7 protein-coding genes, 4 tRNA genes and 3 rRNA genes are annotated in these 15,035 nt (G+C 35.0%); 2 read left to right on the top strand and 12 right to left on the bottom strand.

Going from position 1 to position 15,035, the window contains the following annotated elements; translation table 11 throughout:
• Window positions 1-122 precede the first annotated feature (122 nt).
• The 7 genes from Q6H37_RS02125 to Q6H37_RS02095 all read right to left on the bottom strand — a co-directional run bounded on the left by Q6H37_RS02125 (window position 123) and on the right by Q6H37_RS02095 (window position 6,871).
• Complete coding sequence (locus Q6H37_RS02125; RefSeq protein WP_318738952.1) at window positions 123-1,424, bottom strand: acetyl-CoA hydrolase/transferase family protein; 1,302 nt, start codon at window positions 1,422-1,424, stop codon at window positions 123-125.
• 279 nt (window positions 1,425-1,703) lie between these two features.
• A tRNA-Phe gene (locus Q6H37_RS02120) sits at window positions 1,704-1,779 on the bottom strand.
• 7 nt (window positions 1,780-1,786) lie between these two features.
• Window positions 1,787-1,903, bottom strand: a 5S ribosomal RNA gene (gene rrf / locus Q6H37_RS02115).
• A gap of 165 nt (window positions 1,904-2,068) precedes the next feature.
• Window positions 2,069-4,967 (bottom strand): 23S ribosomal RNA (locus tag Q6H37_RS02110).
• A 147-nt stretch (window positions 4,968-5,114) separates the two neighbouring features.
• A tRNA-Ile gene (locus Q6H37_RS02105) sits at window positions 5,115-5,191 on the bottom strand.
• A gap of 3 nt (window positions 5,192-5,194) precedes the next feature.
• Window positions 5,195-5,270 (bottom strand) — tRNA-Ala (locus Q6H37_RS02100).
• A gap of 89 nt (window positions 5,271-5,359) precedes the next feature.
• A 16S ribosomal RNA gene (locus tag Q6H37_RS02095) occupies window positions 5,360-6,871 on the bottom strand.
• The 16S, 23S and 5S rRNA genes sit together here with 3 tRNA genes alongside, the layout of an rRNA operon.
• Window positions 6,872-7,762: 891 nt before the next feature.
• Here Q6H37_RS02095 and Q6H37_RS02090 point away from each other — a divergent pair.
• A tRNA-Leu gene (locus tag Q6H37_RS02090) sits at window positions 7,763-7,851 on the top strand.
• A 26-nt stretch (window positions 7,852-7,877) separates the two neighbouring features.
• Here Q6H37_RS02090 and Q6H37_RS02085 read toward each other — a convergent pair.
• The 5 genes from Q6H37_RS02085 to Q6H37_RS02065 all read right to left on the bottom strand — a co-directional run bounded on the left by Q6H37_RS02085 (window position 7,878) and on the right by Q6H37_RS02065 (window position 13,964).
• Complete coding sequence (locus Q6H37_RS02085; protein WP_007064325.1) at window positions 7,878-8,054, bottom strand: hypothetical protein; 177 nt, start codon at window positions 8,052-8,054, stop codon at window positions 7,878-7,880.
• Window positions 8,055-8,892: 838 nt separating this feature from the next.
• Window positions 8,893-9,744, bottom strand: a complete 852-nt coding sequence (locus tag Q6H37_RS02080; RefSeq protein WP_318738951.1) for an undecaprenyl-diphosphate phosphatase — start codon at window positions 9,742-9,744, stop codon at window positions 8,893-8,895.
• Window positions 9,745-9,894: 150 nt separating this feature from the next.
• A complete protein-coding gene (locus Q6H37_RS02075; RefSeq protein WP_318738950.1) occupies window positions 9,895-10,779 on the bottom strand; it encodes an FUSC family protein in 885 nt (294 codons plus the stop codon).
• A 247-nt stretch (window positions 10,780-11,026) separates the two neighbouring features.
• Entirely contained in the window at window positions 11,027-12,613 is a 1,587-nt protein-coding gene (pckA, locus tag Q6H37_RS02070; protein ID WP_318738949.1) for a phosphoenolpyruvate carboxykinase (ATP), read from the bottom strand.
• Window positions 12,614-13,100: 487 nt separating this feature from the next.
• Complete coding sequence (locus tag Q6H37_RS02065; RefSeq protein ID WP_318738948.1) at window positions 13,101-13,964, bottom strand: DMT family transporter; 864 nt, start codon at window positions 13,962-13,964, stop codon at window positions 13,101-13,103.
• A gap of 185 nt (window positions 13,965-14,149) precedes the next feature.
• Between Q6H37_RS02065 and Q6H37_RS02060 the strand changes: the two genes are divergently transcribed.
• Entirely contained in the window at window positions 14,150-14,956 is an 807-nt protein-coding gene (locus Q6H37_RS02060; protein ID WP_318738947.1) for a polysaccharide deacetylase family protein, read from the top strand.
• The last annotated feature ends 79 nt before the right edge of the window (window positions 14,957-15,035 follow it).

The raw sequence follows: 15,035 nt of genomic DNA, 5'->3' as shown, positions 1-15,035 counted from the left end.
ACATTGTGTCCATATAAAGCCAATTACAATGATTTAAAATAAATTCAAATTAAAGTGAAATAAGCGTGATTTTTGGTCACGCTTATTTTACTATACCACTTTAATCTTATGTCACATTATATTTAAAATTTAGTTTTAAACCTTTTTTCATATTCATCTATAAGCCAAGATCTAAAGTCTGGGTGAGCAATATTTATCAACTCTCTAGCCCTTTCTTTTAAAGATTTACTCTTAAGTCTAGCAATACCATACTCTGTAATAATGTAATCTACATCTGTTCTGGAAGTTGTAATAGGTGTACCCTTTTCTATTAATGGAACTATTCTAGAAATTTTTCCTTTAGCTGCTGTTGATGGTATCGCAATAATAGCTTTTCCATCCTTACACATATTAGCTCCTCTTATAAAATCAACTTGTCCTCCAATTCCGCTTATCTGATTCATTCCTATGCTTTCAGAACATACTTGTCCCATCAAATCCACCTCAACACAGGAATTTATTGAAATCATTTTAGAATTTTTCATTATAACTGTAGGATCATTTACATAACTTACAGGATAAGACTCTACCATGGGATTATCATCTACAAAATCATAAAGCTTTTTTGTACCCATCAGAAAAGTTACTACTATTTTTCCCGGATTCAAAGTTTTTTTCTTATTATTAATTACACCTGATTCCACCAAGTCAACTACACCATCAGATATCATTTCTGAGTGTATACCTAAATCCTTTTTATCTTTTAAAAATAACAATACTGCGTCTGGAATAGCACCTATACCAAGCTGAAGTGTAGAACCATCCTCAATCAATGAAGCGCAATATTCCCCTATAGCTTCTTCAATCTTTCCTATCTTAGGTTGTTTTAACTCCATTATGGGATGTGAAGTTTCTACTATATAATCAATATCTGATATATGTATAAATGAATCTCCTAAAACTCTAGGCATATTTTCATTTACCTCTGCAATTACCATTTTAGCACAGTCTGTTGCTGGCTTAGTATAATCATTAGATACTCCAAAACTACAATAGCCATGTTTATCAGGTTTGCTTACTTGAATTAATACCACATCTACAGGCAAATATCCCTCTTCAAATAATCTAGGTAATTCATAAAAACAACATGGAGTAAAATCTGATCTTCCAGAATTAACAGCATCCTTGGTACTGGCACCTACAAATATAGAATTATATTTAAAATACTTTTCCATTCCTTCTTGTGCATATTCGCTCTTTCCCATATCTACCATATGCACTACTTCCACATTTTCATAGTTTTCTTTATTTGCTACCAACGCATCTATAAGCTCTGTAGGTTCTGCAACTGCAATGCTTACAACAACTCTACTATTAGACTTTATATTAGAAACTGCTTCTTTTGCACTTACTAATTTACTTTTATATAGTTTTTTCCAATCCATAAAGATCACCCTTTCTATACATTAATACGTTTATTTAAAACATTTTTACTGTAAATTAAAAATATTAATAATTATTTTTAATGCGCATTAAAAATAAAATGTTAATTGAAATTGTTAAAAAAACTACAAATGACAATATAATACTTAAGTAAAATTATACCACATTTTTATATTTTTATCAAAATATTGTGAATTTACCACTGACAAATTTATTTTTTAAGTTAATAAGTATATTATTTGTTCATAAGCAAAAAAACCTTAAGTATTACTTAAGGTTTTTGGTGGCTGGACCAGGAATCGAACCAGGGACACGAGGATTTTCAGTCCTCTGCTCTACCGACTGAGCTATCCAGCCAAATACAACCTGGCAACGACCTACTCTTCCACAGAGCCTCCCCTGCAGTACCATCGGCACTATAAAGCTTAACCATCGTGTTCGGAATGGGAACGGGTGTTACCTTTATGTCATTATCACCAGATAAGCAGACATTCAAAATCTTTGATTTTGTTATGGTCGCTTACTCCGCAGATGGCAATCTGTGGAGTTTCCTTTAAAAAGAAAACCAACGTATCAAATCTTTAGTCTACATTTCTATTCAGTTTTTTAGAGATTTTGTTATCTCAAAATTGCACAGTGAATTTATTTGGTCAAGCCCTCGACCTATTAGTATCAGTCAGCTGAACATGTTACCATGCTTACACCTCTGACCTATCAACCTTGTGTTCTTCAAGGGGTCTTACTAGCTTACGCTATGGGAAATCTAATCTTGAGGTGGGTTTCACGCTTAGATGCTTTCAGCGTTTATCCCGTCCCGACATAGCTACCCAGCCATGCTCCTGGCGGAACAACTGGTACACCAGAGGTCAGTCCATCCCGGTCCTCTCGTACTAAGGACAGCTCCTCTCAAATTTCCTACGCCCGCGACGGATAGGGACCGAACTGTCTCACGACGTTCTGAACCCAGCTCGCGTGCCGCTTTAATGGGCGAACAGCCCAACCCTTGGGACCTACTTCAGCCCCAGGATGCGACGAGCCGACATCGAGGTGCCAAACCTCCCCGTCGATGTGGACTCTTGGGGGAGATCAGCCTGTTATCCCCGAGGTAGCTTTTATCCGTTGAGCGATGGCCCTCCCACGAGGAACCACCGGATCACTAAGCCCGACTTTCGTCCCTGCTCCACCTGTATGTGTCGCAGTCAGGCTCCCTTCTGCCTTTGCACTCTTCGAACGATTTCCAACCGTTCTGAGGGAACCTTTGGGCGCCTCCGTTACTTTTTTGGAGGCGACCGCCCCAGTCAAACTGCCCACCTAACAATGTCCCGTGACCAGTTTCATGGCCGCCGGTTAGAATCCCAATACTGTCAGGGTGGTATCCCAAGGATGACTCCACAGAAGCTGACGCCCCTGTTTCGCAGTCTCCCACCTATCCTGTACAGACAATATCGAAACTCAATGCTAAGCTGCAGTAAAGCTCTACGGGGTCTTTCCGTCCAATCGCGGGTAGCAAGCATCTTCACTTGCACTACAATTTCGCCGGATTTGTTGTCGAGACAGTGCCCAAGTCATTACGCCATTCGTGCGGGTCGGAACTTACCCGACAAGGAATTTCGCTACCTTAGGACCGTTATAGTTACGGCCGCCGTTTACTGGGGCTTAAGTTCATACCTTCGCTTGCGCTAAGTATTCCCCTTAACCTTCCAGCACCGGGCAGGCGTCAGCCCCTATACTTCAGCTTTCGCTTTAGCAGAGACCTGTGTTTTTGCTAAACAGTTGCTTGGGCCTATTCTCTGCGACCTACTTTCATAGGCACCCCTTCTCCCGAAGTTACGGGGTCAATTTGCCGAGTTCCTTGACAACAATTCTTCCGATGGTCTTAGGATTCTCTCCTCACCTACCTGTGTCGGTTTGCGGTACGGGCACCAACATCCTCCATAGAGACTTTTCTTGGCAGCGTGGAATCAGATACTTCGCGGCATAAAGCCACTCCCCATCACACCTCAACATTAACCAGACGGATTTGCCTGTCTGATCTATCTAAGTGCTTAGACACACATCCAATAGTGTGCACATCCTATCCTCCTGCGTCATCCCATTTGTAATAACGTCAATTGGCGGTATCGGAATATCAACCGATTGTCCATCACCTACGCCTTTCGGCCTCGGCTTAGGTCCCGACTAACCCTGAGCGGACGAGCCTTCCTCAGGAAACCTTAGGTTTTCGACCAATAAGATTCTCACTTATTTCTCGCTACTTATGCCAGCATACTCACTCCTGTACAGTCCACCGCTCCTTTCGGTACGACTTCACTCCATACAGGAAGCTCCTCTACCGCTCTTTCGAGCCCATAGCTTCGGTGGTAAGTTTTAGCCCCGGACATCTTCGGCGCAGGATCTCTTGACTAGTGAGCTATTACGCACTCTTTAAATGAGTGGCTGCTTCTAAGCCAACATCCTAGTTGTCTTAGAAATCCCACATCCTTTTCCACTTAACTTACACTTTGGGACCTTAGCTGATGATCTGGGCTGTTTCCCTTTTGACTACGGATCTTATCATTCGCAGTCTGACTGCTGAGATACAAGTATATGGCATTCGGAGTTTGATAGGGTTCAGTAACTGTTGTCAGCCCCTAGCCCATTCAGTGCTCTACCTCCACTACTCAATCTCAACGCTAGCCCTAAAGCTATTTCGAGGAGAACCAGCTATCTCCGAGTTCGATTGGAATTTCTCCGCTATCCACAGCTCATCCCATGGTTTTTCAACACCAACGTGGTTCGGACCTCCACGGAATTTTACTTCCGCTTCATCCTGGCCATGGATAGGTCACCCGGTTTCGGGTCTACGACATGCAACTTTTCGCCCTATTCAGACTCGGTTTCCCTTCGGCTCCGTACCTTAAGTACTTAACCTTGCTACATACCGTAACTCGCTGGCTCGTTCTACAAAAAGCACGTCGTCGCACATAAAAGTGCTTCGACCGGTTGTGGACACACGGTTTCAGGTTCTATTTCACTCCCCTTCCGGGGTTCTTTTCACCTTTCCCTCACGGTACTGCTTCACTATCGGTCACCAGTTAGTATTTAGCCTTGGGAGGTGGTCCTCCCTGCTTCCCACAAGGTTTCACGTGTCTCGTGGTACTCTGGATTAGATCTTAAAAGCTTCCATTTTCACTTACAGGGCTGTTACCTTCTATGGCGGAGCCTTCCAGCTCTCTTCAATTAATTCCTGCTTTTAGTTATGATCTATCCGCAACCCCAGGAACAAGTTCCTGGTTTGGGCTCTTTCCCTTTCGCTCGCCGCTACTCAGAAAATCGATTTTTCTTTCTCTTCCTCCGGGTACTTAGATGTTTCAGTTCCCCGGGTTTACCTCCATAAACCTATGTATTCAGTTTACAGTACAATGCGTTAGCATTGTGGGTTTCCCCATTCGGAAATCTCTGGATCTCAGGCTATTTGCGCCTACCCAAAGCTTATCGCAGCTTATCACGTCCTTCTTCGGCTTCTGGTGCCAAGGCATTCACCATGCGCCCTTTGTAGCTTGACCATTCATGTAAAAATTGTCTTTCAACAATTTTCTTAGTTAAAATCTACAAAGGTTTTTTTACTTATATAATAAGTAGTTTTACCTTTAGCTTTACTTTTAATTTAAAAGTTATATTCACTGTGCAATTTTCAAAGAACAAAAAATAGTTGGTGGGCTTAAATGGACTCGAACCATCGACCTCACGCTTATCAGGCGTGCGCTCTAACCAGCTGAGCTATAAGCCCTTATGGTGGAGATAAAGAGACTCGAACTCTTGACCCTCTGCGTGCAAGGCAGATGCTCTCCCAACTGAGCTATACCCCCATAATAAGAAAGAATAAAATCCTTCAAAATCAAACAGAGCTATTAAATAAACCTTCAAAGTAGAATTACCTACTTTGTCGACTCCTTAGAAAGGAGGTGATCCAGCCGCAGGTTCTCCTACGGCTACCTTGTTACGACTTCACCCCAATTACTAACCCCACCTTCGGCCGCTGGCTCCTTACGGTTACCTCACGGACTTCGGGTGTTGCCAGCTCTCATGGTGTGACGGGCGGTGTGTACAAGGCCCGGGAACGTATTCACCGCGACATGCTGATTCGCGATTACTAGCAACTCCAGCTTCATGTAGGCGAGTTTCAGCCTACAATCCGAACTGAGATGAGTTTTAAAAGTTTTGCTCCACCTCACGGTCTTGCATCTTTCTGTACTCACCATTGTAGCACGTGTGTAGCCCTAGACATAAGGGGCATGATGATTTGACGTCATCCCCACCTTCCTCCCGGTTAACCCGGGCAGTCTCACTAGAGTGCTCAACTTAATGGTAGCAACTAATGATAAGGGTTGCGCTCGTTGCAGGACTTAACCTAACATCTCACGACACGAGCTGACGACAACCATGCACCACCTGTCTCCCTGCCCCGAAGGGCTTCCCTCATTACAGGTAATTCAGGGGATGTCAAGTCTAGGTAAGGTTCTTCGCGTTGCTTCGAATTAAACCACATGCTCCGCTGCTTGTGCGGGCCCCCGTCAATTCCTTTGAGTTTTAATCTTGCGATCGTACTTCCCAGGCGGAATACTTATTGCGTTAGCTGCGGCACAGAAGGAGTCGATACCTCCTACACCTAGTATTCATCGTTTACGGCGTGGACTACCAGGGTATCTAATCCTGTTTGCTACCCACGCTTTCATGCCTCAGCGTCAGTTACGGTCCAGAGAATCGCCTTCGCCACTGGTGTTCTTCCTAATCTCTACGCATTTCACCGCTACACTAGGAATTCCATTCTCCTCTCCCGCACTCTAGATATCCAGTTTCAAATGCAGTTCCCAAGTTAAGCTCGGGATTTTCACATCTGACTTAAACATCCGCCTACGCATCCTTTACGCCCAGTAAATCCGGACAACGCTCGCCACCTACGTATTACCGCGGCTGCTGGCACGTAGTTAGCCGTGGCTTCCTCCTTGGGTACCGTCATTATCGTCCCCAAAGACAGAGCTTTACAACCCGAAGGCCTTCATCACTCACGCGGCGTTGCTGCATCAGGCTTTCGCCCATTGTGCAATATTCCCCACTGCTGCCTCCCGTAGGAGTCTGGACCGTGTCTCAGTTCCAATGTGGCCGATCACCCTCTCAGGTCGGCTACGCATCGTGGCCTTGGTGAGCCGTTACCTCACCAACTAGCTAATGCGCCGCGGGCCCATCTCAAAGCGGATTACTCCTTTAATTAGTAATTCATGTAAAAAACTAATATTATGCGGTATTAATCTCCCTTTCGGAAGGCTATCCCCCACTTTGAGGCAGGTTGCCCACGTGTTACTCACCCGTCCGCCGCTAATCCATCCCCGAAGGGATTTCATCGCTCGACTTGCATGTGTTAAGCACGCCGCCAGCGTTCGTCCTGAGCCAGGATCAAACTCTCAATTTAAAAATTTAATCTGTACTCAAATTATTGACGTTAAACTTGTTAGTTTAACTAATACTGGCTTATTTAAAATAAGATTTATATCTTACTTTCACTCTGTTTAATTTTCAAGGATCTTTGTGCTATCTTTTTTTGTGCTATCTTTATTGATAGCTTTTTAATATTATCATGATTTAAAAACTTTGTCAACATTGTTTGTCAACTTTTTTTAAACCGCATCATCTCTCGACGACAATAGTTATTCTATCACAAATTTCTCACTTATTATTGAATACACATGTAAATAAATGAAATTATATGAGTTTTTTTCAATATACCTACGCTTTTCTTAAATATATTCATATTGATACGCCAGGAAAAGTTTACTTTTAATAATTATTATATTACATATAACTTAAGCATTATTCACTCAATTTTCGCAGTTTAAAAAAATTGCGGTGTAAGCTATTCGCATAAAATCATAGATTTTGGCTCTCTTCTTAACAACTTCTAAAATTCGTTGGAATCTTTCTTCACAATATATTCAGTTTCCATACAGTTGAAAGTTACTTCTTAGTGCATCATGTGTATACATACTACATTATTAAATATATTTGTATAAATTGATTTTCGATTTGATAAGTAAATGTGGAAACTATTAATAATACCTAATTTTTAAGTGTTCTTAGTTATGGTTGAATATAATTTAAGTTTACTAAAATTTATTTATAATAATGCACTTAAGTGTCTATCCTTGAAGTTACTAGTTTGAATTTTAACTGTTATGTAGTGATATATAGTAAGTTAAAATTTTGTATGTATGAATGTTGAGTTATTTAACTTTCAAACTTTTTAATGATAGTTATTGACAACTAACATAATATTTATTATAATAATTCATGTCGAAAGTAATTTGCTGGAGTGGCGGAACTGGCAGACGCACAGGACTTAAAATCCTGCGGGCTTTAAAACCCGTACCGGTTCGATTCCGGTCTTCAGCACCAAGCGAGGTTTTTTAACCTCGCTTTTTTTATTTCTTTATATTCATAGCCACAATATCATAGTAATTTAAAGAACATACTCCACTTTTAAAATTTTCACATGTTATGCAACTCACAAACTCAGCTCTACTATTTTTAGATTCATATAAAGAACTATAAGCTGGACACCTTTCCCCTACTGCCATATACATATTACTAACTAACATACTATTCCACCTTTCTAATTCCAAGTCTTTTCTAACATCATTTTATTAGTGCTAACCAAATACTTATATTATTATTACCATTAAAAATCTTACTTATAAGTTTTAAATTTATGTTCCATTATAAAAATAATGCGACACAAGCGAATGTAAGCGAAGTAACTTTCATAATACTTAATAACTAGTTTATACATACGTTGACTATTTTAACAATACCCTAATGGAATAGCCTATAAAAATAGTATAATTATTGATTAGTAACTATATTTGAAATATTTACGTATTTTGATGTTATATTTTTCAATAACTTAAATACCAATCCCTTTTAAAGTATTTCTATAAAATAAAAAAGCTGATATTTAAACTAAATATATTAGTAAAACAGTAGGTTCCGCCTTAGTTTTATATGTTATAAGTTATAGTTAAATATAATTTGACTTACTAAAATTATTCATAACAATGTAATTAAGAGCGTACACTTGAACTTGCTAGTTTGAATTTTAAATTTTATGCAGTGATATATGATAAGGGTGTCCTCACATTAGCTAAATTGTTTTAGTATTATTCTTAGCTCAAAATTTTTGAAAGCCTTAGAACTTTAGTCCTGTCTGAGGGAACCGAGTTTGACAAAGTTCTTAGGCTTTCAAAAATTTCGAGCTTTAGAATAATTAAAACATTTAGCCGTGAGGACACCCTTATCATATATCATGGAATAAAAGTTAAAATCCAAACTTCTACTGCAACTTTACATCACAATATGCTTATTATACAGCTAAAAAAGCCCTTACTTCAGTTCAATCCGTATGAACCTAAGTAAAGACTTTTTATTTAGATGTAAAAATTATAATTTATGTGTAAGAGCTAGTACAAGTATTATTACTCCAACAAATATTCTATACACTGCAAAAACTCTCATAGGACGTTTCTTCAAAAATTTAATAAATCCATCTATTACAACTAAAGCTACTACAAACGAAATAACAAAGCCTACTATTAGAGCTATTATTTGTGCTGAATTACATGTAGAAAGAACATTATGTTTAATTAATGATAAACCAGATGCTCCGACCATCATAGGTATAGCAAGAAAAAATGAAAATTCTGCTCCAACTACAGTAGAAAGACCTGCTATCCAAGCACCAATAATAGTGGATGCTGAACGAGACATTCCTGGCCACAATGCCAAACATTGAAAGGCACCTATAATAAGTGCTTGTCTAGCATTTATATTAGAAATTGTAATATTTCTACTATTATTTCTGTATTTATTCTCAGCATAGATCATCCAAACTGCTCCTACAACTAATGCTACTGCGACAGGTATTGGATAGAATAACTTATCCTCTATCTTGTCTTTTAGTGGAAATCCTATTATTATAGCAGGTATACATGCTATAAGTACAATAATCCAAAACCTCAATCCTGATTCTTTAGCTGAAACTCTTTCACTTGGTAAAAAGTTTAATAAAGTTTCCTTTATCTTATCCCAATATAATACAACAACGGCTAATATAGCACCTAATTGTATAACTACTTCAAACATGTCCACATATGGCTTAGGATAGGCTGGTGCTTTAAAGTTTATTAAATTTCCAACTATAATCATATGACCTGTAGATGACACAGGTAAAAATTCAGTGAGCCCTTCTACTATTCCTATTACAACAGCTTTTAATATAAGTACTATGTCCATATATTCACACTCTCTTTCTTTTCATTAATATATCAATAGAAATTTTTATACTGAAAAATTATAATAACAATTTTTATTATACTATTTTTAGTAGATAGTTCTCAACTAATAAATTTTTGTAAACATTAAATATTAGCTTTATTTTAAAACTTAACTTTTATTGAAATATTTGATAACTTCAAGCTTATCCAATGAATTAAGTATCTTTTCCACATGGTAATTGAATACTATACTAATTTCATCCTTTTCCTTTTCTTTTATTGGCTCCTTGCTAAACATATCTGCAACCTTAACATAATTACTTTCATTAAGTCCACATACCTTTTCTATTGATTCAATTATTTTTAAATGTACATATATTTCATTACATACATTAATAATTTTTTTAATTTTGTCTATATACACATTTTCCTGTTGCCTTATTCTAAGTTCTGAAGTATATGTATTCAAATTGCCTTCTAACTTTAATATTTCATTTTCTAGTTTATCTAAATTCACTTTTTTATGATTGCACAATTTTTCTTCTATAATAATAAATACTCTATCTATAGCAAGTATATATTGATCATATAACTTATCCCAATGTTTTGGTGGAAGTATGAAATAATTCACAAGTACAGCTACAGTTATTCCTATAAAAGTATCAATTATTCTATTAATGCTATACATAAATGGACTTCTTCCATTTAAATTTAACATTATAGCAAGAAAAACAATGCAGGATATAGTTATAGATTTATTCCATCCCAATGAATTACATATGAATATTAAAATTATGATACCAACACCACAGAGAATTATGTTATTTGGAGATATAAATGCACACACAAATCCTATAACTGCTCCCGTCATAGTTCCTAATATTCTATTTTTCCCGGCCTTAAAAGAATCTGTAACTGAACTTTGCATAGCTATAACTGATGCTATTGCAGCATAAAATATATACTCCCTATTAAATACGTGAGCCAAAGCTACACATATAGAAACAGATATTGCTGTTTTTATATTTCTCATACCTATTTTTCTAAATTTCATAAAAACACCTACCCTTAAAAAGTTTAATTATATTATTTGTCAGGTACCATTCATAGTACACTATTCTATGTCCATTTTCCATGAACCTAAATACAAAAATAACTTACTATCTATAAAATGCTATATAATATTATAAAAATTAACATTAAATTATTGATTATTATTTTTCGCTAAATATATCATGAAATAATAAAAACTTTGTTTTCACCACCTTTATTAAGTAAAAACAAAGTTTTTATTACATTATTTATGCATATTCAACTATCTTTATTTCCGGACCAGCTTCAATTATTTCTTTGGGTACATTTTTAAACTTCTTAAAGTTTTCTTTAAATTTATCTGCTAAGGCTACAGCTTTATGATCATATTCTTCTTTATCTTCCCATGTATTTTTAGGATTCAATATTTCATAAGGTACCCCAGGACATTCTAAAGGCATTAAGACCTTAAATATAGGATGTTCTAAATACTCAACGTCCTTTAATCTTCCTTCCAGTGCAGCCTTTACCATAGCCCGTGTATAAGAAAGCTTTATTCTATTTCCTTTTCCATATCCTCCATTTAGCCATCCTGTATTTACAAGATACACTTCTGTATTGTATTTATCTATTTTTTCTCCAAGAAGCTCAGCATAAACTGAAGGATTCATCAACATAAAAGGTTCTCCAAAGCAAGCTGAAAATGTAGCCTTTGGTTCATTTATCCCTCTTTCAGTACCTGCTACTTTACTTGTATATCCAGACATAAAATGATACATTGCAGCTTCCTTTGAAAGTTTTGATATAGGTGGCATTACACCAAATGCATCTGCTGTTAAAAAGATGATTGTATCAGGACTTTCACCTATTCCGCTTTTTTCAATATTATCTACATACTCTAATGGATATGCTGCTCTTGTGTTTTCAGTATATTTGTTACTGTTATAATCTGGTTGTCTATTCTCATCCAAAACTACATTTTCAAGCATTGTTCCAAACTTTATAGCATTATATATTTCATATTCCTTTTCTTTATCAAGTTTTATAGTCTTAGCATAACATCCACCTTCAAAATTAAATATACCATCATTACACCAAGCATGTTCATCATCGCCTATAAGCTTTCTTTCAGGATCAGCTGATAAAGTGGTTTTTCCTGTACCTGATAATCCAAAGAATACAGCTGTTTTTTTATCTTCACCGATATTTGCAGAACAATGCATTGGAAGAACTCCTTTTTCAGGTAATAAAAAGTTCATTACCGAAAAAATAGCCTTTTTTATCTCTCCTGAATATTGTGTTCCACCTATTAATATTATCTTTTTATCAAAGTTTATCATTATAAAAGCTTCAGAATTTATTCCATCTTCTTTTCCTTTAGCCTTAAACCCCGGAGCAGAAACAACATGAAATTGCGGATGAAAATTTGTCAAATCTTCTAAGTTAGGTCTTCTAAATAGTTGGTTGGAAAATAATGCTTGAGAAGCATTCTCACATACTACTCTAATAGGCATATTATATTCTTTCATAGCTCCTACAAATCCATCAAACACAAATATGTCTTTGTTTTCTAAATATTCTGTAACTTTGCCATAAAATTTGTCAAATACGTTTTCATCTATAGGCAAATTTGTATCTCCCCAATTTACCTTATTTTCTATGCTGTTTTGTTTTACAATGAATCTATCTTTAGGTGATCTTCCAGTATATTTTCCTGTATTTACAACTAATGCTCCTTTATCTGATAAAATTCCTTCCTCACGTTTAATTGCAAATTCTGTTAATTCGGATACTGTTAAGTTTCTATAAATGCTTTTGCAATTTTTAATATTTATATATTCTAACTTTAAATCCATGTTATCCCCCCTCAACACTATATAATAATTATTACACCTCTAACAAGAAAATGCAAGAAAAAAATTATATTTTTTATTTTTTGCTAGATTTTTTCAATTTACCTTGCAAAAACCTAGCACACTTGCGCTATTTTTACAGATAAATGATATACTATTCAAAATGTGCTATACTATTTATGCAAGTTTTTATTTTTTAACTTGCATAAATTAAATAGAATTATTTTACTTGCCAAACAATAAATTACTATTGCAATTTTTTTGAGACATTAATGAAAATATTAATTATTATCTGTAAATATAATAATTAACATTTTAAATTTCTTCTATAATTTTCACCTTTAATTTTAGCTAAAACATTGTTGTCTATATATTATGCTTTGTAATAAACTGTAATCCTGCTATATAAATAGCTATGATAATAAAAAACTCTGCAAGATGCAATTAGAATAATTTTTACTATCACTTTTTAATTGTAGTATTTATACTACTAATCTTCTTTTCTAATCAAATATATTGCATAAACTATAAGTAACGCTCCAATAACTTGAGTGAAGGTTACTTGTTCTTTTAAAATAAAAGAGGATACTACCATAGCGGTTGGTATTTCTAAATTGCTAATTATAGAAACCTTTAACGCTCCTATGTATTTTATAGAACCATACAATAATGTCAATGGAATTACTTCACAAACTATTGCTAAAATAGCTACATAAATGAAAGCATTGATTTGAATATTTTCCTTAAATAAAAAAGTTGGCCATCTGTATATTAATAATGATATTAACGAGAATAATGTTGAATAAGCATTAATAGATAAAGAATCTAGTTCAAATAGCTTCTTTTCAGTATATAAGTTCATAAAAGCATAAAATAATGCACTTAAAAGTCCAAATATTACTCCCTTTATTGAATATTTAAAGTTTCCTAATAAAATATTTAGTGTCAATAAACATCCTAGAAAAGCCATAAATATCACTAATATTCTTCTCTTATCTAAGGTTTGTTTCTGAAAAACAATAGAGTATATCAAAACCATTATGGGATATGTAAATAGGAGCATAGTAACCATAGCCACGGGTAAATACTCAAATGCTTTGTAATAAAATATAGTCATAAAAGTATTTCCTACTACACCTAAAATAGACAATCTAATTAATTGTATCTTTGTTATATTTAACTTTTGTTTTCCTGTTATAAATGCTGTGGTAAACATAAGAAAAACTGCAATAATATACTGTACTGTAAGCAAACTTATAGAATCTAATCCTATTTTCAATGACAATTTAACAAATATTCCAGCAGTACCAAACAATATAGCTGAAATTATAGAGTAAATATATCCTTTTTTCAAATAATCACTTCCTAAACTAACCATAAATTTTATAGTTTAAAATAAATAACCGATCCTTCGCATTATGCTTATTATATCCAAATTCAAAAACCTTCTATAAAGCTCTATAAATGTATTTTATTTCTTATATTATTTTTAAAATACAGGTTAACATATATAGTAAAGAAAACAAAGCAGGTGATTATATGAAAAAAAGTATTTATGTTTTTACAGTAATTTTCCTATGTTTAACTGTACATTCAAATGTATCTGAAAATTTTTTATACAATTCATCCTATGATTCTACAAATAATAAAGTTTCAAGCTCTAGCTACTTAAATTCAAATGATCAATCTTTAAATCCTAAAGAAGTTTTTTTAACTTTTGATGATGGTCCTTGTATAAACAATACAAGAAAAATATTAAGTATATTAAAGGATAATAATGTAAAAGCTTCTTTTTTTATAGTTGGTATAAAAGCAAATGAAAATCCTCAAATATTAAGAGAAATATCTGATAGTGGAATGTGTGTTGGTGTACATACATATTCTCACGACTACAAAAAAATATACAGAAATTTAAATGCTTACCTTGATGATTATGATGCTTGTTATAATGTTATAAAAAAATTAACTGGAAAAACTCCTTCACCATACATAAGACTTCCTGGTGGCTCTACTAATTTGGTTACAAGCAAAGCTAATATAAATTCCATAAAAGAAGCTTTACATGAAAAAGGTATAAGATATGTAGATTGGAATGTATGTTCTGGAGATGCTGAAAGCCACGTGGTAGCTGTAGACAAGATTAAAAATAACGTTATGACCCAATGCAAAGACAAAAATTTCGCAGTAATTTTAATGCATGATACCTACTATAAACACTTTACTGTAGAGGCATTACCTGATATTATAAAATACTTAAAAAATGAAGGTTATGTATTTAAAACCTTCGATGATATATCCCCTGCTGAAGAAGAAGAAATGATAAAATTAAAAATAATGAACAAGTAAATGGCTAATCCAATTTCAGAGTTTAAAAATATTGCGAAGCTTTGCTTCGCAATATGCTTATTAAGTTACAATTGAAGTA

The sequence above is a fragment of the Clostridium sp. JS66 genome, from assembly GCF_033561535.1.
In the GTDB taxonomy this organism is placed as follows: Bacteria; Bacillota; Clostridia; order Clostridiales; family Clostridiaceae; genus Clostridium_AM; species Clostridium_AM carboxidivorans.
This window is presented reverse-complemented; position numbering and strand designations above follow the sequence as displayed.

Excerpts from the sequence above, each read along its gene's own strand:
- pckA (WP_318738949.1), bottom strand. The coding sequence starts at position 12,613 with ATGGATTTAAAGTTAGAATATATAAATATTAAAAATTGCAAAAGCATT.
- Q6H37_RS02075 (WP_318738950.1), bottom strand. The coding sequence starts at position 10,779 with ATGAAATTTAGAAAAATAGGTATGAGAAATATAAAAACAGCAATATCT.
- Q6H37_RS02080 (WP_318738951.1), bottom strand. The coding sequence starts at position 9,744 with ATGGACATAGTACTTATATTAAAAGCTGTTGTAATAGGAATAGTAGAA.
- Q6H37_RS02085 (WP_007064325.1), bottom strand. The coding sequence starts at position 8,054 with ATGTTAGTTAGTAATATGTATATGGCAGTAGGGGAAAGGTGTCCAGCT.
- Q6H37_RS02060 (WP_318738947.1), top strand. The coding sequence starts at position 14,150 with ATGAAAAAAAGTATTTATGTTTTTACAGTAATTTTCCTATGTTTAACT.
- Q6H37_RS02125 (WP_318738952.1), bottom strand. The coding sequence starts at position 1,424 with ATGGATTGGAAAAAACTATATAAAAGTAAATTAGTAAGTGCAAAAGAA.